Source organism: Streptomyces yatensis (genome assembly GCF_018069625.1).
Classification (GTDB): domain Bacteria; phylum Actinomycetota; class Actinomycetes; order Streptomycetales; family Streptomycetaceae; genus Streptomyces; species Streptomyces yatensis.
Map to the genome: position 1 here is coordinate 150,282 of NZ_CP072941.1, position 18,044 is coordinate 168,325.

Here is an 18,044-nt window from a genome sequence, read left to right on the forward strand (position 1 = left end):
GTCCGAGCGCCAGACCAGGCCGGTCGCCCAGCGGGCCCCGCACTCGGGACACTCGGCCTCGCCCGCACCGCCCTGCACAGCCGCCAGGCGCTTGCGCCCCGGCCTCAGCCGCTCGCCACGAGCCCGACAGTTCCTCCGGGCGTCACCGCCTCAGGGCCGCTGCCGCCGCTGCCGCCGGGGGGCCGGGGGGCCGGTGAGCGCGGGGTGTGGCTGGGGGCGGGCGGGGGTGCGGGAGCGGTAGACGACGTAGGGCCTGGTGAGGTAGCCGAGGGGGACGGTGAAGGCGTGGACGAGGCGGCTGAAGGGCCACAGGGCGAACAGGGCCATCGCCAGCAGGGCGTGGAGCCGGTAGGCCAGGGGGGCGTGGGCCATGGCGGGTACGTCGGGGTCGAGGGCGAACAGGCTGCGGAACCAGATGGAGACGCCCTGCCGGTAGTCGTAGGCGTGGGGGTCGGCGCCGGTGGCGGTGGCGGTCAGCCCGGCGAGCAGGACGGCGGCGAGCAGCGGGTAGACGGCGCGGTCGCCGCGGCTGGTGGCGGCGCGTACGGCGGGGACGCGCAGCCGTCGGTAGAGCAGGATGCCGAGGCCGGTGACGGTGGCCAGTCCCGCGGTGCCCCCGACGAGCAGGGCGTTGGCGTGATACAGGGACTCGCTGACGCGCAGCCGTTCGGTGAGTGCTTCGGGGATGAGCAGGCCCACGACGTGCCCGGCGAGCACGAAGAGCAGGCCGTAGTGGAAGAGGGGCCCGCCGATGCCGAGCAGACGGTGCTCGTGGAGCTGGCTGGAGCGGGTGGTGAAGCCGAAGCGGTCGTAGTGGTAGCGCCAGGCGGCGCCGGCGGTGAACAGGACGAGCACGAGGTAGGGAAGGACGCCCCACAGGGCGGTGTTCAGGTGGTTCATCGGCCGGTTCCTTCGGCGAGGGGGGTGGCCGCGGGGATGGCCGCGGCGAAAGGGGCCAGGCCCACGGTTTCGGTGGGCGGTCCACCGCGGACGAGCGCCAGGGCCGCGGCACGGTCGGCGGGCGAGGGTCCGGGCAGGGTTTCGCAGACGGCGCGCAGCACGTCGGCGTACGGACTGCCGTGGTCGGTGAGGGCCATCCGCAGCAGTTCCAGGGCGGCGCGGTGGTCGCACAGCAGCCGTTTGCCCGGGGCCGGGCAGCGGGCGGCGAACTCCAGCAGCAGCGGCAGGTGGTCGGGGAGTTCGTCCTCGGGGGGCGCCCATCCGTGGGCGCGGTAGTGGGCTTTGAGGGCGGCGAGGGTGCCCCCGCGGCGGCGGGTGTCGCCGTCGGTGTAGTAGGTGAGGTGCAGGGTCCGGCGGCGGCTGCGGTCGAAGGTGCGGACATAGGCGGAGGCCAGGTCGAGCACCGGGACGCCGTCGACGGCGGCGCAGAATCGCAGCAGGGGCGCCGCGGCGGGGGTGGCGAGTTCGGTGAGGCACTCGCGTACCAGGGCGTGGCGGGCGGGCCAGTCGGGTCCGGGGTAGCCGAGGAGGAGGGCGGCGGCTTGGTGCGCCGCGGGAGTGGCCGCGTTCACCGCGTGTCCCCCTTGCGCCTCGGGAACAGTCCGGCGGGGCGGCCGCGGCCGTTCCAGCCCAGCAGGTTGACCCGGCCGGCGAGGCCGGAGGCGGTCCCGGCGGGTTGGGGGGCGGGGGGCGCGTGGAAGGCGTCGGTGTCGTCGTACGGCATCATCCCGGGCAGCCCATCGCCGTCGAGGCTGCAGGAATCCATGGGGGTGTCACCGCCGGGCCCGGCGGTGTAGCTGGTGGGGATGACGTAGCGCTCCTCGTACTTGGCGAGGGCGAGCAGCCGGTACATGGCCTCGATGCCGTCCTGGTCCAGGCCGACGGCCGCCGCGATGGCGGGGTCGCGTTCCTCGCCGAGGTTGATCCGGCGCAAATGGCTGCGCATGGCGGCCAGCCGGCACAAGGCGGCCTCGACCGGTTCCGGGTCCCCGGCGGTGAAGAGTTCGGCGAGGTAGCCCAGGGGGATGCGCAGGCTGTCGATGGCGCCGAAGAGGTTGACGGGGTCCTCGCCGTCGTGGCCGGTGGCGGTGAGCGCGTCCACCATCGGAGAGAGCGGGGGGACGTACCAGACCATGGGCATGGTGCGGTATTCGGGGTGCAGCGGCAGCGCCACCCGGTACCGGGTGATGAGGGCGTGCACCGGGGAGCGCCGGGCGGCTTCGATCCAGTCGTTCGGGATGCCGCAGTCGGCGGCGGCGCGGGCCACGGCGGGGTCCTCGGGGTCGAGGAAGCAGCCGAGCTGGGCCTGGTAGAGGTCCTTCTCGTCGGGGATGGCGGCGGCCTCGCCGACCTTGTCGGGGTCGTAGAGCATGACGCCGAGGTAGCGCAGCCGTCCCACGCAGGTCTCGGAGCACACGGTGGGTTCCCCGGCCTCGATGCGCGGATAGCACAGGGTGCACTTCTCGGCCTTGCCGCTGCGGTGGTTGAAGTAGACCTTCTTGTAGGGGCAGCCACTGACGCACATGCGCCAGCCGCGGCAGCGGTCCTGGTCGACCAGGACGATGCCGTCCTCGATCCGCTTGTACATCGCGCCGGAGGGGCAGACGGCGACGCAGGAGGGGTTGAGGCAATGCTCGCAGATGCGCGGCAGGTAGAACATGAAGGCTTGTTCGTACTCCAGCCGGACCTTTTCGCTCATCTTGGCCAGGACCGGGTCGCCGGCGATGTGCTCGGGGCCGCCGCCGAGGTCATCGTCCCAGTTGGGGCCCCAGGTGACGGAGGTGGGGCGGCCGTCGATGAGGGAGCGGGGCGGGGCGGTGGGCACGTCGTCGCCGAGCGGGGCGGTGGTGAGGGTGTCGTAGTCGTACGTCCAGGGCTGGTAGTAGTCGTCCAGCCGGGGCAGTTCGGGGTTGGCGAACAGCCGGGCGAGGCGGCGGGCGCGGCCGCCGGTGCGGGGCACCAGCCTGCCGCCTTTGAGGTGCCAGCCGCCCTTCCAGGTGTCCTGGTCCTCGTAACCGCGGGGGTAGCCCCGGCCGGGGCGGGTTTCCACGTTGTTGAACCAGACGTATTCGGTGCCCGAGCGGTTGGTCCAGGTCTGTTTGCAGGTGACCGAGCAGGTGTGGCAGCCGATGCACTTGTCGAGGTTCATGACCATGGCGATCTGGGCCATCACCCGGGGGCTGCGCGGCCGTTGGCGCGGCATGTCAGTACTCCACGTTCTGGGAGCGGCGCCGGATGACGGTGACCGCGTCCCGCTGGTTGCCGGTGGGGCCGTAGTAGTTGGGGGCGAAGGAGAGTTGGGCGTAGCCGCCGATGAGGTGGGTGGGCTTGATGAGGAGCTTGGTGAGTGCGTTGTGCACCCCGCCGCGGCGGCCGGTGGCCTCGGACTTGGGCACGTTCACCAGCCGTTCCTGCACGTGGTACATGAACACGGTGCCGGTGGGCATGCGGTGGGAGACCACGGCGCGGGCGACCACGACACCGTTGGCGTTGACGGCCTCGATCCAGTCGTTGTCGGATACGCCGATGGCCTGGGCGTCGGGGACGCTGAGCCAGATGACCGGGCCGCCGCGGGCCAGGGTCTGCATGATGAGGTTTTCCTGGTACTCGGAGTGGATGGACCACTTGGAGTGCGGGGTGAGGTAGCGGACGGTGACCGAGCGGCCCTCGTCGCCGTCGGCTCCGGGCGGGGCCTCGCCAAGGGCGGCGAGGTCCAGCGGGGGCCGGTAGATGGGGAGTTGTTCGCCGAGTTCGGCCATCCAGGAGTGGTCGAGGTAGAAGTGCTGGCGGCCGGTGAGGGTGTGCCAGGGCTTGCGGTGTTCGGTGTTGATGGTGAACGGCGCGTAGCGGCGGTCGGGGGCCTCCTTGCCGGACCATTCGAAGCTGGCGCCGACCTGGACGGGGCGGGCCTGGGTGTCGGAGAACACCACCCGGCGTTCGGCCACCGAGGCGCCCAGTGCGGCGAGGCCCGAGCGGGGGCCGCAGCGCTCGGCGAGGCGGGCGAATCCCTCCGCGGCGATGCGCCCGTTGGTGGTGCCCGACAGGGCCAGGATGGCCTCGCACAGCTTGGCGTCGGTGTCGAGCAGCGGCCTGCCGGCCGCGGCGCCGCGGGTGGCGGTGCCGCACCGTTCGGCCAGCCAGGCGGATTCCGGGTCCGGGGTGACGGTGATGCCTTTGACCTGCATGCCCACCTGTTGGGCGAGGGGGCCGAAGGCGGCCAGCCGGTCGGCGACGGCGGTGTAGTCGCGGGTCACCAGGGCGAGGTTCGGCAGGTTCACGCCCGGTACGGCGGGGGTGCGGCCGTCCCGCCAGTCCGGGACGGTCCCGCCGGGCTGGGCCGTCTCTCCGGGGGTGTCGTGCATCAGTGCGGTGGCGACCAGGTCGTGGGCGGTGTCCAGCCGTCCGGCGGCGAGTTCGCCGAGCTTGCGGGCGAGGCCGTGGAAGATGTCGAAGTCGGTGCGAGCCTGCCAGGGCGGGATGATGGCCGGGGAGAAGGCGTGCACATACGGGTGCATGTCGGTGCTGGACAGGTCGTGCTTCTCGTACCAGGTCGCGGCGGGGAGCACGAGGTCGGCGAAGAGGGTGGTGGAGGTCATCCGGAAGTCCAGCGCGAGCAGCAGGTCCAGCTTTCCGCGGGGCGTCTGGTCCTGCCAGGTGAGGTCGGCGGGGCGGCGGTCCGGTGGGGTCTCCTCGGCGGTGGCGTTGTCCTGGGCGCCCAGGAGATGGCGCAGGAAGTACTCGTTGCCCTTGGCGGAGGAGCCGATGAGGTTGGCACGCCAGACGGTGAGCACGCGGGGCCAGTTCTCGGGCGCGTCGGGGTTCTCGCAGGCGAACTCCAGCCCACCGGAGGCGAGTTGTTCGGCCACCCACTCCCCCGCCGGGCGTCCGCTCTCCTTCACCCGGCGGCCGAGCTCCAGGGGGTTGGCGGAGAAGGTGGGGTAGGAGGGCATCCAGCCCAGCCGCATCGACTGGGCGACCAAGTCGGCGGTGTGGCGGCCGGTGAACAGCCCCTGGCCGGTGGGCGAGGCGAGCGCGTCGGCGCCGTACCGTTCGTAGCGCCACTGGGAGGTGTGGAGGTACCAGTACGGGGTGCCCGCCATCTGCCGGGACGGCCGCGTCCAGTCGGCTGCGGTGGCCAGCTGCTGCCAGCCGCTGTACGGGCGTACCTTTTCCTGGCCGACGTAGTGGGCCCAGCCGCCGCCGTTGACGCCCTGGCAGCCGGTGAGCAGCAGCAGGGTGAGGAAGGAGCGGTAGATGGTGTCGGAGTGGAACCAGTGGTTGGTGCCCGCGCCCATGACGATCATGCAGCGGCCGTTGGTCTTCTCCGCGGTGCCGGCGAACTCGCGGGCCGCGCGGATCACGGCCGCGGCCGGGACCGAGGTGATGGCCTCCTGCCAGGCCGGGGTGGACGGTGCCGAGGCGTCGTCGTAGCCGGTGGGCCACTGGCCGGTGAGGCCGGGACGGCCCACCGCGTACTGGGCCAGGAGCAGGTCGAAGACGGTGGTGACCAGCCGCTCGCCGAGCCGTCGTACGGGGACGGTGCGCCGGACGGAGGCGCCTGGTTCGTCGAAGCGGGGCAGTTCGACCTCGGCGGTGGCCGCGTCGGGGGTGCGGTGGAGGGTGAGGCGGGGGGTGATGCCTTCCAGGGCGAGGTTCCAGCGGCCTTCGCCGCCCTTGCTCCAGCGGTCGCCCAGGGTGCCGTTGGGGACCACGGGGCGGTCGGTGTCCGCGTCGTAGAGCACCGGCATCCAGCGCCGGGCCTCCTCGTCGGCGTGGGCGGCCAGGCCCGGTTCGATGTCCTCCAGGCCGGCGGCGGTGAGGAAGGCGCCGGGGAAGCGGCGCCCGTCGCGTTCGGCCAGTTCCACCAGGAAGGGCAGGTCGGTGAAGCGCCCGACGTAGTCGGTGAAGTAGGGGACCTCGCGCTCGACGAAGAACTCCTTGAGGATGACATGTCCCATCGCCATGGCGACCGCGCCGTCGGTGCCGGGGTGGGGGTGGAGCCATTCGTCGGCGAACTTGGTGGCGTCCGCGTAGTCCGGGGAGACCACCACCACCTTCTGTCCCCGGTAGCGGGCCTCGGCCATCCAGTGGGCGTCGGGGGTGCGGGTGACCGGCACGTTCGATCCCCACAGCATCAGATACGCCGCGTCCCACCAGTCCCCTGATTCGGGGACGTCGGTCTGGTCGCCGAAGACCTGCGGGGAGGCGATCGGCAGATCCGCGTACCAGTCGTAGAACGAGATCATGGGCGCGCCGATCAGCGCCATGAAGCGGGCGCCGACGGCGTGGGAGGCCATCGACATGGCCGGGATGGGGGAGAAACCGGCGATCCGGTCCGGGCCGTGGGCGCGCAGGGTGTGGACATGGGCGGCGGCCGCGATCTCCAGGGCCTCCTCCCAGCCGATCCGCACCAGCCCGCCCTTGCCGCGGGCGGACTGGTAGCGGCGCCGCTTGACCGGGTCCTCGGTGATTTCGGCCCAGGCGGCCACCGGGTCGCCGAGCCGGTCCCGGGCCTCCCGGTAGAGCTCGACCAGCACGCCGCGGGCGAGGGGATGGCGCACCCGGGTGGGCGAATAGGTGTACCAGGAGAAGGAGGCGCCGCGCGGGCAGCCCCGCGGTTCGTACTCGGGGCGGTCGGGGCCGACCGAGGGGTAGTCGGTCTGCTGGGTCTCCCAGGTGATCAGCCCGTCCTTGACATAGACCTTCCAGGAGCAGGATCCGGTGCAGTTGACGCCGTGGGTGGAGCGCACCACCCGGTCGTGCGCCCAGCGTTCGCGGTAGGGGGAGTCCTCGACGGTCTGGTCGGTCCGGTAGACGGCCCGCAAGTCGGGGGTGACCGGGACGCGGCGGAGCGCGGTCCCGACCGCGAGCAGTCTCTCCGTCACCGCCGAGGCGGCGGTTTCGGCTCCTTCTCGTGCTGTGCGGCGCACCACGGTCCAGCTCCTTCGGCTGTGGCTCCGCCGAACAGTCGGCCGGGGCCTGATTGCGTGTCGCGCGACAGCATCACTCGCGCATCAGCCGTGCCGTATGACCCCTTTTAGTCGTTTAGCATCGCCTGAATCGGTTTTTCCTTGCGGTTTGCCTTTCCTGTGAGGGACGCGTGCGCGAAGCAAGGCGGCGAGATGAACGGGACTTGACAAGGTGTCACTTTTGCCTGGTAGGCAAATGGGGAGAGGGCACCACTTCAGTGAAGAACGTCCGCCGATCGAACTTTCACCTTTCTTGACCCGGCTTCTGGCTTGAATCCGCTGTCGTCGACCGATGCCATCGCGTCGGCACCAGCACGGCAGCGACCAGCGACCACGCCCCCAGAGCCACCCAGACCCCGAGATGCCCGAGGAGTACCAGACGGTGGATCCCCTCAGCCTCGCCGAGGGCGGCGGTGGACACGGCGTACATGCCCGTGGGGAAGACGATGGTCCACCAGGACGGCTCGTATCTCAGGGGCACCCGGTGCAGCAGATGCCGCCAGATTCCGGCGGCCAGCAGCGGGGGCAGCAGGCAGGTGGCCCAGCCCCACAGGGCGATGAGGACGACGCGGATCGCCGCCCCGAGATGCGGGGTGCCAAGCCCCTGGTGCACCAGCCGGGCACCGGCCAGCAGACTGATCGCGCAGGCCCCCATCGTGATCCAGTAGGGCGGCGACAGCTCCCGGGGCCCTAACCCGAACCGCGTCAGCCGGCAGGCGACCACGGTGGCCACCGCCGCGTACAGCAGCACCCCGGCCACCCAGCCGAGCGCTTCGACCGGCCGTGCGCGGCCGGGCGCCAGCGCCGCCACGGCCAGGACGGCGGACTGGACCCCCACGACGCACAGGAACCAGGCCCCGTCCACGCGCCGCACCATCCCGCCCGCACCGAGCCGGCGCACCAGGAGCCCCACACACCCGAGCAGGAAGACGGCGGCGGGCGCGGCCAGCACCGGCAGAGCCGGCGCGGCCACTCGCGCAGGCCCCGCCGCCAGCCGAACGGCGAGCACATCGGAGCCGGCCACGAAGGTGAAGAAGCCGAAGAGCCGCGCGGGATCTCGCAGGTCGGCGGCCACCTCACGCGGAAAGCGCACCACCCGCCACACCAGCTTCGCCAGCAGCCCGCCGTAGAGCACCACGGCCACGGCCAGCAGGGCTTCCGACAACCCTCGCGCGCCCACTGCCGCGAGCCCCTGGGACACGATTCCGGTCGCCATCACCGGGGCGAAGGCACCGGGCGGCAGGTTACGCGCCCCCACCCCGTTCGTCGTCCGCAACACACCAGCAGGCTGCCACCACACCGGAACCCCGGTGCAGTGGCCCGGACGGGCGGAACGGCTCGCAGGGACTTCGTCGGCCACCGGTTCCCCAAGACACTCCCTGGGCCTGCTTAGTACGCGCTTGAACCAGCGCAGACCGTTCCGATAGCCGAGGAGGCCCGGGCCGGCCGCGGGAACGGGCCACCGTGGCCTGAAGTCTCACCCCGAACGCGTCCCGGACTCCGGGTCCCGGTCGCAGGGCACGGACATCTCCACCCGGCCCCACGTCCGTCAGCACGGTCCTGGAGCGTTTTCCATGATCAGGAGTCACGCCGAACCTCTTACAGTCCCGCCAAGGTGCGCACGGCGCGCCCGCTGAAGCAGGAGTCGCGGACGAGCACGCGGCGATCGGCCCGATGGACGGGGACCGAGCAGCGCGGACAGGCTGAGGGGGTCGGAGACAACCTCGCGCAGTTCCTTCGCCTCCCGCATGTAAAGGTCGCTTGACACCCTCGGATGTAAAGCCTACTTTCCATACATGCGGAACGAGGTACGCCAGCTGCGCACCGTCATGGGGCTCTCCCAGCAGGAGCTGGGGCGGGCGCTGGGCGTTTCCCGGCAGACGATCAACGCCATCGAACAGTCTCGCTATGACCCCTCTCTGCCCCTGGCGATCCGTATGGCCCGGTACTTCGGTAAGACGGTGGAGGAGATCTTTCATGTCGACTGACCACAAGCCAGAGACCACCCGCGGCCAGCGCTGGGCCGTTCCAGCCGTGGGGCTGGCCATGGGCGTCGTCTTCATCGCGATCTTCCTGGCCCGGCACGAACCCGGAATGGCTGCCGGCGGCTTCGCCACCATGGCTGCCTATGTGCTGATCCTCGTCATGGCATCGCGCCGATCGGAGCCCGCCGCGCTGCTGCGCGGCCAGCAAACGGACGAGCGCCGTCGAGCCATCAACCAGCGCGCGTCCACGTTCACGCTGAACGTCCTGGTGCTGGTGCTCCTGGCCGGCTTCGTGACCGAACTGATCCGCGGACACAGCGGCCACCCCTGGGATGTGCTGTGCGGGGCAGGCGCCGTGACCTACATCCTCGCCACCATCTACTTCTCGCGCCGCGGCTGACCCGCCCGCGGACGCCCTGGACGGTGGCGGCCACCGCGGTGCTCGTGGAGGCGGTGCCGGACTGCCGCGGCACCGGATCCGCGCGGGCGGCAACGCGCACGCGAACGACGATCCGGCGCCGCGGCCATGACCTACCGCCGCTCACCGCCCACCGCACGTCGATGTCCTGATCTGCCCGCCAGAAGACACTGACCGCCACGCGCCCGGAGTGGCTCCGTGGCCCCGCGGCCGTCGGCGCTCTCATTCGGGGCGGGCCGCACGGCCGACCGTGTGCATGTGCCGCAGACCTTGCCGGTAGGAGTCGAGCAGTCCGGTCTCGGCGTACGGGAGGCCGAGGCTGCGGCAGTGTTCCCGGACCAGAGGCTGTACGAGCCTGAGGTGAGGCCTGGGCATGTTCGGGAAGAGGTGGTGCTCGATCTGGTAGTTCAGCCCGCCCAGGAGCCAGTCGGTGACCGGCCCGCCTCGCACGTTGCGCGAAGTGAGAACCTGGCGGCGCAGATGGCCCCACCGCTCCCCCGCCGGATCGGGCATCTCCATGCCCTTGTGGTTGGGCGCGAAGGCCATGCCCAGGTGGAGCCCGAACAGCGCCTGATGGAGGAGTGCGAACACGACGGCCTTGCCCACCGGCAGGCAGGTCAGCAGCAGGGCGCCGTAACCGGCCGTGTGGAGCGCCAGCAGCGCGCCCTCGATGGCCCGTTCGCGCAGCGGCTGCCGCCGCAGGTCCTTCACACTGCTCACCTTCAGGGCGATGCCTTCCAGCAGCAGCATCGGGAAGAACAGCCAGGCCTGGTGGCGGGTGACCCAGCGGGCGAATCCGCGGCGCACAGCCGCCTGCTGAGCGGTCCACACCAGTGCGCCGGCGCCGACGTCGGGGTCCTTGTCGATGTGGTTGGGGTTGGCGTGGTGCCGGTTGTGCTTGTCGTTCCACCACGCGTAACTCATGCCCAGCAGCAGATTGCCGTGCAGGAGCCCGATGACGCGGTGCGCCCGGCGGCCGGCGGCGATCTGGGCGTGCCCGGCGTCGTGGCCGATGTAGGCGGTGCGGGCGGACCAGACGGCCAGCGGCACAGCCAGCAGCAGCGTCCACCAGGTGTCCTGGGCCAGGACGAGCCCGGTCACCACGGCGGCCAGGGCGAGGAGGTTCCCGGTGATCATCCGCGCGTACCAGCCCCTGCGGCGCTCCAGCAGACCCTGTCTTTTGACTTTCCGCAGCAGGGGGGTGAACTCACTCCCCTGCCGCGCGGTGGCGCCACCGGGTGCGGTCGACACAGACGGCGCGACGGTCTGAGACATGAAGGACTCCGGTCAGTGAATCGGACGGCAAGGCTGTGACCTGCTCAAACGTACGGACCGGGGGTCATGGGGCGCCATGGCGTCAACACCCCGGCCACACCGGGGGCTAGCCCCAACACCCTGAAGGGGGCCAGCGACACCCCCACCCGGCCTCCGGGCAGCCACCACACCGGAAGGACCGGGTCACGCCGGCGTTCTGGAGGAACCGCTCCTGCGGCGGCGCACCGTGATCACCGCCGGGGCGCCGGCCGCCGTGCCGGTGGTGCGGGACACGGCCGCGGTGAAGCGGGACACGGCCGAGGTGAAGCGGGACACGGCCGTGGTCAAAGTGCGCCGGCCGCCACCGGCCACGACCGTGTCGGCCACCCCATCGAGCCAGCCACCCCCACGAGCCGGCTACCCCCCTTGAGCCAGCCACCCCGTTGAGTCTGAACCGCGCCATGGAGGAAGGACTCCTCACAACAGTGGTGGGCTTGACCTGGTCAGAGGTCGGTGTCGTGCACGAGGCCGCCGGGCAGCGGGACGCGGCCCGGCCGCGTCACCGCACGCGATAAACCCGGCGACGTCGACGGTCATCCCCGGGATACTGGGCGCCCATGAACGAGGTGAAAGTCGTCGTCGCCCATTCCGAGCGCGCGACCCTGCGCGTCGGCGACGTGTTCCTGAAGGTGGACGCCGATCAGGCGCGCATCGACGTCGAGGTCGAGGCGATGTCTCTCGCACCGGTCCCGACCCCGCAGGTCCTGTGGCGCAAGCCGCCCGTGCTCGCGATCACCGCGCTCCCAGGGACACCGCTCGGGCGCCTCGGTGGGCCGTCGAGCGGGGCGCCGGCGGCGTGGGCCGCGGCGGGCGCAGCCATCCGGAAACTGCACGACGCGCCCCTGCCGCCCCGGCCCGGCCGGGCCGGACGGAGCATCGTCGCGCTGGCGGCCGAACTCGACGACGAATGCGAGCGGCTCGTGACGAACCGCGTCCTGCCCGCCGACCTGGTCACCCGCAACCGCCAGATCGCCCAGGCCGCGCTCCGGCCGTGGACTCCCGCGTTCACACACGGCGACCTGCAGATCGCGCACGTCTTCGTCGACAGCGACGAGGTCACCGGCATCATCGACTGGTCCGAAGCGGGCCAGGGTGACGCCCTCTACGACCTCGCCACCTTCACACTCGGACACGAGGAGCACCTCGACGACGTCATCGCCGGCTATGGCACCGACGTCGACCTCGACGTGATCCACGCGTGGTGGTCCTTGCGAAGCCTGCTAGGGGTTCGCTGGCTGATCGAACACGGCTTCGACCCCTTCGCGCCGGGCTGCGAGGTCGACGTGCTGAAATCCCGCATGTGAGGCTGCACGGGCCCGACCGTTGTGGGTACGCTCCGATGCATCGAACAGGTCACCCCTTTGCGGCGCATCGCCTGCTCTTACTCCCAGCAAAGCGCGGTGCGGAGTCGTTGCCGGCAGATGACGGCGCAGCCGAGGGTGACCAACGCGTGGTGGATGTCGTCGCGGATCTCCCAACGGGTCCGCAGGCGGCGGAACCAGTGCAGCAGCGCGATCGCTCCTTCCACGACCCAGCGGAACACGCCCAGGCCGCAGCCGTGCCCGGTGCCGCACCGGGCGAGGCGCGGGGTGATCTGGAACGGACCCCGGCCTCCTTCCAGTCCCACAGCCATCCCAGCAGGTCATCCCCGAGCCCAAGCCCGAGCTCCTGAGGCACAAACTCCCCGCGGAACCCGGTGCAGAGCACGAACACAATCCCGCACACCACCTTGCGACTCCCCAACACCGCCGACCCGGGACGCCGCGGATTGCGCCGGACCACCGGCAGCAGCGGCTCGACGCGCGCCCACAACTCCTCGTCGATCTCCCACGGCCCGGCAACGGTCTTCCACATCTCCACTGGCTCGCCCCCTTCAGCCAGCACCAACGAGAACTGGCACCCCATCACCCCCCAAGGTCCAGAGCCCTCCTCCTGTCCGGAGTCGTAAGGCCCGTTGCGGCAGGGAGCGGCGACGCGGAGGGCGGCCTCATGCGCCGGACAGGCCGGGCCATGCCCCGGCCTCTTACGCAGACCCGCCAGGAAGCGCCAGAACGCCCAGCGAAACCGCACCGGCCGGACAGACACGACCACCGGCACGAACACGAACACGCGTACAGGCACAGGCCCGGGCGCAGGGACAGGCGCACGCCCGGGCTCCGGGCGCCGGGACGGACACCGAGACGAGCGGAGACGACTACGTGCAGCACCTGGAGGAAGGGGCTTCTTGACCGCCTTCCACGGGTCGTTCGGCCTCCTCGGTATCCGCGCCCACAGCCCCCGCGAGGCCCGGCCACCGCGGCAGACCACCGTGCGCGGCACCGAGGGAAGGCGCGCGAACACTGCTGCGGAGGGAACACCCATCGGGACCAGTCCCCGCCCAGGCAGCCGACGTCACCGTGGTGTCCGCCGGCCGCCTCCACGACAACGACGAGAACGAGGACGAAGGTGGGCGGGCTGACGTGCTGCAGCACACCACCATCGCGCTCGAATCCGCGGGAACACTCCCCCACCCCCGCACGCCATCAGCGCCGACGCGCGAACGGCACGATAGGGCTGCCCGACCCACCCGACAAAGCGCTGCGACAGCCCGCGCCAACTCACCACCGACGTCCACGCCATGCGCGCCACGGCCATGGAAACCCCCGGGGCGCGCCGCAGACCCTCGCCACGACCACGCCCGCAGGTCCAGGGCTAACCTCACCGGGCCCACCGGCCGCGCCGGTCACCGTGGTGACCCACCGCTCCGGCGGACGCCACCGCGTCATCGACCCGGTGGCCGATTGACCCGGTTACCGCAGAACGCCCCGGGCGGCAGCGCACCCCCGGCCCGGCCTAGCCGTCCACCTCGTACTGCCCCACCTCACGGAAGTAACGCAGGGCCTCCGGGGAACCGTCGTCCAGGGCTGCGTTGACAGCGGCGCGGAGGGCATCACTGATGTTCGGGTCCGTGAGCATGCGCGCTATATAGACGGCGTCGTCCTCGGCCTGGGCCAGCCGATAGCCCGTCTCCAGCCAGGCGCGCATCTCCTCCGGAGAACCGCTGTCGAGGAGCTCGTTGGCCTCCTCGATCACCCGCTTGTCGTGGTTCTGCGTGGCCCCATGGAGGATACGGGCGATGGCGACCCGGTCGTCCTCGGCCTGAGCCAGCCGGTAGCCGGTCTCCAAAAAGGCCCGCATGTCCTCCACCGTGCCGTTGAGGGCCTCATTCGCCTCACGGACGACTCCCCGGCCGCTGTCCTCATCCGCCAGGATCACCGCGATCGCGGCACGCAGTTCACCCTCCGACATCTCCTCCACCGGCGTCCCGGACACCACCGCCACCGCAGTAGTAGTAGTGGTGGACGGGGCCGCCGAACCGGTGGCAAACGCCGGGACGGTGAACAGAAGGGCCGGTGCCAGGGCGGTTGCCGTGACGAACAGAGCGGCACGCATCGGTCTCATGAAGGAACGCCTCCGTGATCGAACATCAAGTAAGCCGATGATCACCCATCCACGCCAAAACCGCACCAGAAATCCGTCACTCCGGAAAACAGCCGGCGGACCAGGCCCCGCCCCGCCACACGATGCGCCGACCACTCCAGTCCGAAAAGAGCCACCGGCCCCACCGACATCCCTGCCCGAGCACACCGCGATCCACATCACGAACACCCCCCGCCACCACACCAAAAGCCGACCACCTCAACAGCCACCCCCGCCCGCGGGCTGAAGACGCCGAACGCACCTCCCATAAACGCACATCAGACCCCCACCCAGACCCGGCAACACCACCAGAACCGCCGCCCCCACCAGCCGGGAAAACCGGGCCGGCCACCACAGACCGCATCCAGGACACCGACCTCCAATCCTTCGGCCACCGCCGCCACCATCGCCACCGTCCTCATCAACACCGCCATCCCCTCCCCACCCCTCCCATGACAACCGAACGATCAAGCGATGAGTATCGAACCCCCACCGAGGAGGAATGGGACGCTTTCGTCGCACACTTCGAGAAGCGCAAGGTCTCATTGGCACCTGCGCTCGTGCCTTTTCAAGCCCTTGTGTTCGTGAACACGCTTGCATTCGTTGCTCGCTCCTCCGGCCGGACCCGGCCCAACGCGGCCGGTTGGAGGAGATCCGCGACAACCTCGTCGCCCGCACCGCCGAGGCGGAGCACGAAGGCTGGCTCGGCCAAGTCGAAGGACTCCGGGTCAGCCTGGCTGGCGCCGAAGACAAGCTCGCTCAAATGGGCCGACGAACTCCCGGAGGCACGGCGATCAACATCGGTATGCCACGCATATCCCCAGCCCAACCCATCCGGGAGGAGGGAACAGCTGCGCTGAGACAATCAGTGGATGACCAGCAATGAGATCCGGTTCGACTGCCAGCAACGTGGCGACAGCGGCGTGCTCGTGATCCTCCCCCGCATCGACGGAGCGCCACTCACCGAGCTGATCGACAGTTTCGAGATCGCTGCCGGGATGCAGCCCGGAGGCGACGCCTACGGTGGTCTGATCCCGCAGTTCTTCCGGTTCGGCCCGATGCAGGACCACTTCCTCGGACGGTCCACCAACGCGATGGGGCCGAAGACACCCGTGCTCGGTTGTGAATGCGGCGAGTGGGGGTGCTGGCCGCTCATGACCCGCATCACCATGACAGCCGACCTCGTGATCTGGGACTCCTTCGAGCAACCCCATCGCAAGACTCGCGACTACAAGGCATTCGGTCCGTTCCAGTTCGACCGTCACCAATACGATGACGCCCTACGCGCGCTGAACGCCGCAATCGGGTCCGACGAGACGTGATCCGCACCCGCCAGCGCTAGTTCAGAGAAGCTTGTGTCAGATGCTCACTCCTGCGACCTGGCTCGTCCCCCCGGGCACGGGTTGCCGAGATCCGCGACAACTTGATCGCCCGAATCGCCGAAGCCGAGACGGAAGGCCGGCTCGGCGAGGTCGAAAGTCTCCAGGTCAGCCTGGCCGACGCCGAGGAGAAGCTCCGCCAGCTCGATCGGGGCCACGGGCAGCACACGGCCGTGGATCTTGCAGAACGACAAGCTGTGAACTTGTTCTCGATCTTGGTTGAGGGTCACGCGGCAGCTCACCTTCGTGGGTTCAGGCCACGGCCTCCGCGCTGATCCACTCTGTGACGGAGCACAGGATCAGACGAAGGCCGCCTACGTGTCCGGGACCACCACCCGGGCGGGCAGTTTCCGTAGCCGCTGCTGGGTAGCACCGCACTCGATGAGTACCTCGTCGACCATCTCGAACGGCACGATCTGCGTCAACTCGCCCAGATGTCCTGGAGCGAAGACACCCTCGGCTACCGCGATCTCGCGGCTGATGACACATTGACCTGACAGCGGAGCCTCCGGCGCTGTGAACGGCTTGTCTTGGCGGACCAGCCAGTTCTACCGGGGCTCCGCTTCTCGCGTCCGGCGTTCTTCCAGATCAGACCCCACTTGCGGCCACGCCCAGACCCATAACTTCATGGCCTTGGCCTTTAGGCCGTTGACCAGAGACGCCGCGGCTGGCCGGTTGCTCTTCTACGGTTTTTGCGCTTGCTATACCTCGCCCGCTGGGAGGATGACGATTCCGTCTTCGTCGCTGACCAGTCGTTGGCCTGGTACAAAGGTGACTCCTCCGAAGGTGAGGGGGATGTCGCGCTCTCCGGTGCCTTCTTTGCGGCTGCGTCGTGGGTTGCTGCCGAGCGCCTTGATACCGATGGGCAAAGTTCGGAGGGCGGCGACGTCGCGGATGGAGCCGTTCACGATGATTCCGGCCCAGCCGTTCCTGGCTGCGACGGCGGCCATGTTGTCGCCCAGCATGGCGACCCTCAGTGATCCGCGGGTATCGATGACGATGACGCGGCCGTGGCCGGGTTCGGCGAGAATGGACTTGAGGATCAGATTGTCCTCCTCGGAGCGGAAGGTCGCGATCTCCCCGCTGAAGTGTGTCGTGCCGCCGAACTGGCGCATCTGCAGGTCGCAGCTTTGCAGTTGATCACCGTACGTGTCGTAGAGGTCTGATGTACTCGGGGTGGTCAAGGGTGTCCTCCATTTGGTGGGGAACATCGGCCAGTCGGTCACACCGGGGCAGGGGTGTCGCTGCTTGCCTCGTTGGGAGCTTGCTCCGACTCCGCGGTCCAGTGCCGGACCGACGTCAGTGAGATGGCGAGCGTTACCAGTGCCGCGAAGATGACGTAGGAGCAGAAGACCAGGCTGGATCCGAAGGCGTCGTTGAGAGCGACGGCAAGAAGCGGGGCAGTGCCGCCGAGGAGTGATGTCGCGGTGTTGTACGACAGGCCGCCGGCTGTGGCACGGATATTGGCCGGGAAGATCTGGCTGACCGCCAGACGTGAGGGGACGGAGAGGACTCCCTTGCTCGCGCCGAGGAGTCCGGCGCCCGTGAATGCCCAGATGACCCCGCGGTGGGCGAGCAGGAAGCCGGGCAGCACGAGGACTGCGACCAGGATGCTGGCGAGGACCGAGGCGTTGCGCAGGCCGATCCTGTCGGTGAGGGGGGCGAAGAGCAGGGCGCAGATGATCACCACGACGGATGCGAATGTGTTTGCGGCGTAGACCTGTGTCGAGGAGAGCGCGTCGTTCTTCTGGAGGAAGGTGGCGAGGTAGGAGGTCAGGACGGCGGAGACGATCGTCCAGGTCCCGAGGTATCCCATGAAGAGGAGCATTCGGGCCCAATGCGTGCGGAGGGCCTCGACCAGCGGAGCTGTCGGTGCCTGGGTGGTTGCGCCCTGTCGCCGTTTGGCCTGTGTGAATTCCTCTCCCTCATCGGTGTGTCGACGCATGTACAGCCCGATCCCGCCCATCGGCAGGGACAGCCAGAACAGCACACGCCAGCCCCACGCCTCGAAGGCGTGCTCGGAGAGCATCGCCGACAGTCCTGTGGCGAGCAGTGACCCGGCGAGCAGGCCGAGGAACGTGCCGGCGGCGAGCAGCGCGACCGCCCTGGCCTTCCGGCCGTCCTCGGTGCTCTCGTAGACCAGCGAGGTCGATGTGGAGTGTTCACCGCCGGTACCGAGCGACTGGGCGAGCCGGATGAGAAGGAGGAGGATCGGGGCGGCGATCCCGATGGCGTGGTAAGAGGGGATGCAACCGATCAGAGCGGTCGATCCGCAGGTGATGGTGATCGTGCCCGCCATTGCGCGACGCCTGCCGATCGAATCCCCGATGTGACCGAAGATCGCGGCCCCCAGCGGACGCGTCAGATAAGAGATCGCAAAGAGCGCATAGACGCTGATCAGCGCCAGTGCGTCGTTGCCGCTCGGGAAGAACTCCTTGGCGAGGAGCGTCGCGACCACGCCGTAGATGCCCCAGTCATACCACTCGGCGAAGTTGCCGATGGATGCGGCGGCGATGGTCTTCCATCGGTTACCACGTGCTGCAGGAGCTGTTGTGGACAT

Annotated in this window: 15 protein-coding genes and 2 pseudogenes; 4 read left to right on the forward strand and 13 right to left on the reverse strand. The window is 69.9% G+C overall.

Annotated features, from left to right (window positions below; all coding sequences use genetic code 11):
- Nucleotides 1–150: 150 nt before the first annotated feature.
- The 5 genes from narI to J8403_RS00710 all read right to left on the reverse strand — a co-directional run bounded on the left by narI (nucleotide 151) and on the right by J8403_RS00710 (nucleotide 8,208).
- Nucleotides 151–900: a respiratory nitrate reductase subunit gamma gene (gene narI, locus J8403_RS00690; protein ID WP_211121332.1), complete on the reverse strand. Its 750-nt coding sequence runs from the start codon at nucleotides 898–900 to the stop codon at nucleotides 151–153.
- Nucleotides 897–1,532: a nitrate reductase molybdenum cofactor assembly chaperone gene (gene narJ, locus J8403_RS00695; RefSeq protein WP_211121333.1), complete on the reverse strand. Its 636-nt coding sequence runs from the start codon at nucleotides 1,530–1,532 to the stop codon at nucleotides 897–899. Before narJ ends, narI begins: the two co-directional genes overlap by 4 nt.
- Nucleotides 1,529–3,163, reverse strand: a complete 1,635-nt coding sequence (gene narH / locus J8403_RS00700; protein WP_211121334.1) for a nitrate reductase subunit beta — start codon at nucleotides 3,161–3,163, stop codon at nucleotides 1,529–1,531. The genes narJ and narH overlap by 4 nt, the downstream gene beginning before the upstream one ends.
- 1 nt (nucleotide 3,164) lies before the next feature.
- On the reverse strand, nucleotides 3,165–6,893 hold the full coding sequence (locus J8403_RS00705) for a nitrate reductase subunit alpha (RefSeq protein ID WP_425519735.1): 3,729 nt from the start codon (nucleotides 6,891–6,893) through the stop codon (nucleotides 3,165–3,167).
- Nucleotides 6,894–7,173: 280 nt separating this feature from the next.
- Nucleotides 7,174–8,208 carry a tellurite resistance/C4-dicarboxylate transporter family protein gene (locus J8403_RS00710; protein WP_246585618.1) on the reverse strand — a complete coding sequence of 345 codons (1,035 nt, stop codon included), beginning with the start codon at nucleotides 8,206–8,208 and terminating at the stop codon, nucleotides 7,174–7,176.
- Between the two features lie 517 nt (nucleotides 8,209–8,725).
- Between J8403_RS00710 and J8403_RS00715 the strand changes: the two genes are divergently transcribed.
- Nucleotides 8,726–8,917, forward strand: a complete 192-nt coding sequence (locus J8403_RS00715) for a helix-turn-helix transcriptional regulator (protein WP_211121335.1) — start codon at nucleotides 8,726–8,728, stop codon at nucleotides 8,915–8,917.
- Nucleotides 8,907–9,314: a DUF2178 domain-containing protein gene (locus tag J8403_RS00720; RefSeq protein WP_211121336.1), complete on the forward strand. Its 408-nt coding sequence runs from the start codon at nucleotides 8,907–8,909 to the stop codon at nucleotides 9,312–9,314. Before J8403_RS00715 ends, J8403_RS00720 begins: the two co-directional genes overlap by 11 nt.
- 240 nt (nucleotides 9,315–9,554) lie before the next feature.
- Here the strand turns inward: J8403_RS00720 and J8403_RS00725 are convergent, their stop codons facing one another.
- A complete protein-coding gene (locus J8403_RS00725) occupies nucleotides 9,555–10,607 on the reverse strand; it encodes a fatty acid desaturase family protein (protein ID WP_211121337.1) in 1,053 nt (350 codons plus the stop codon).
- Nucleotides 10,608–10,790: 183 nt separating this feature from the next.
- A complete protein-coding gene (locus tag J8403_RS00730) occupies nucleotides 10,791–10,973 on the reverse strand; it encodes a hypothetical protein (RefSeq protein ID WP_211121338.1) in 183 nt (60 codons plus the stop codon).
- 230 nt (nucleotides 10,974–11,203) lie between these two features.
- Here J8403_RS00730 and J8403_RS00735 point away from each other — a divergent pair, with 230 nt between their 5' ends.
- Complete coding sequence (locus J8403_RS00735; protein WP_211121339.1) at nucleotides 11,204–11,950, forward strand: phosphotransferase family protein; 747 nt, start codon at nucleotides 11,204–11,206, stop codon at nucleotides 11,948–11,950.
- 77 nt (nucleotides 11,951–12,027) lie between these two features.
- Here J8403_RS00735 and J8403_RS44675 read toward each other — a convergent pair.
- Together J8403_RS44675 and J8403_RS00745 are read right to left on the reverse strand one after the other, a co-directional pair.
- A pseudogene (locus tag J8403_RS44675) lies at nucleotides 12,028–12,500 on the reverse strand (transposase).
- A 978-nt stretch (nucleotides 12,501–13,478) separates the two neighbouring features.
- Nucleotides 13,479–14,087 carry an ALF repeat-containing protein gene (locus tag J8403_RS00745; protein WP_211121340.1) on the reverse strand — a complete coding sequence of 203 codons (609 nt, stop codon included), beginning with the start codon at nucleotides 14,085–14,087 and terminating at the stop codon, nucleotides 13,479–13,481.
- An 890-nt stretch (nucleotides 14,088–14,977) separates the two neighbouring features.
- On the opposite strand from J8403_RS00745, the gene J8403_RS00750 reads away from it, so the two are divergent.
- Nucleotides 14,978–15,427: a hypothetical protein gene (locus J8403_RS00750; RefSeq protein WP_211121341.1), complete on the forward strand. Its 450-nt coding sequence runs from the start codon at nucleotides 14,978–14,980 to the stop codon at nucleotides 15,425–15,427.
- A 44-nt stretch (nucleotides 15,428–15,471) separates the two neighbouring features.
- Here the strand turns inward: J8403_RS00750 and J8403_RS00755 are convergent, their stop codons facing one another.
- From J8403_RS00755 to J8403_RS00770, 4 genes and pseudogenes are all read right to left on the reverse strand, one after another.
- Nucleotides 15,472–15,714: a hypothetical protein gene (locus J8403_RS00755; protein WP_211121342.1), complete on the reverse strand. Its 243-nt coding sequence runs from the start codon at nucleotides 15,712–15,714 to the stop codon at nucleotides 15,472–15,474.
- Between the two features lie 96 nt (nucleotides 15,715–15,810).
- Nucleotides 15,811–15,984, reverse strand: a pseudogene (locus J8403_RS00760) (transposase domain-containing protein); the annotation flags it as partial.
- Between the two features lie 201 nt (nucleotides 15,985–16,185).
- Nucleotides 16,186–16,668, reverse strand: a complete 483-nt coding sequence (gene rraA, locus J8403_RS00765; RefSeq protein WP_246585619.1) for a ribonuclease E activity regulator RraA — start codon at nucleotides 16,666–16,668, stop codon at nucleotides 16,186–16,188.
- 38 nt (nucleotides 16,669–16,706) lie between these two features.
- Nucleotides 16,707–18,044, reverse strand: a complete 1,338-nt coding sequence (locus J8403_RS00770) for an MFS transporter (protein WP_211121344.1) — start codon at nucleotides 18,042–18,044, stop codon at nucleotides 16,707–16,709.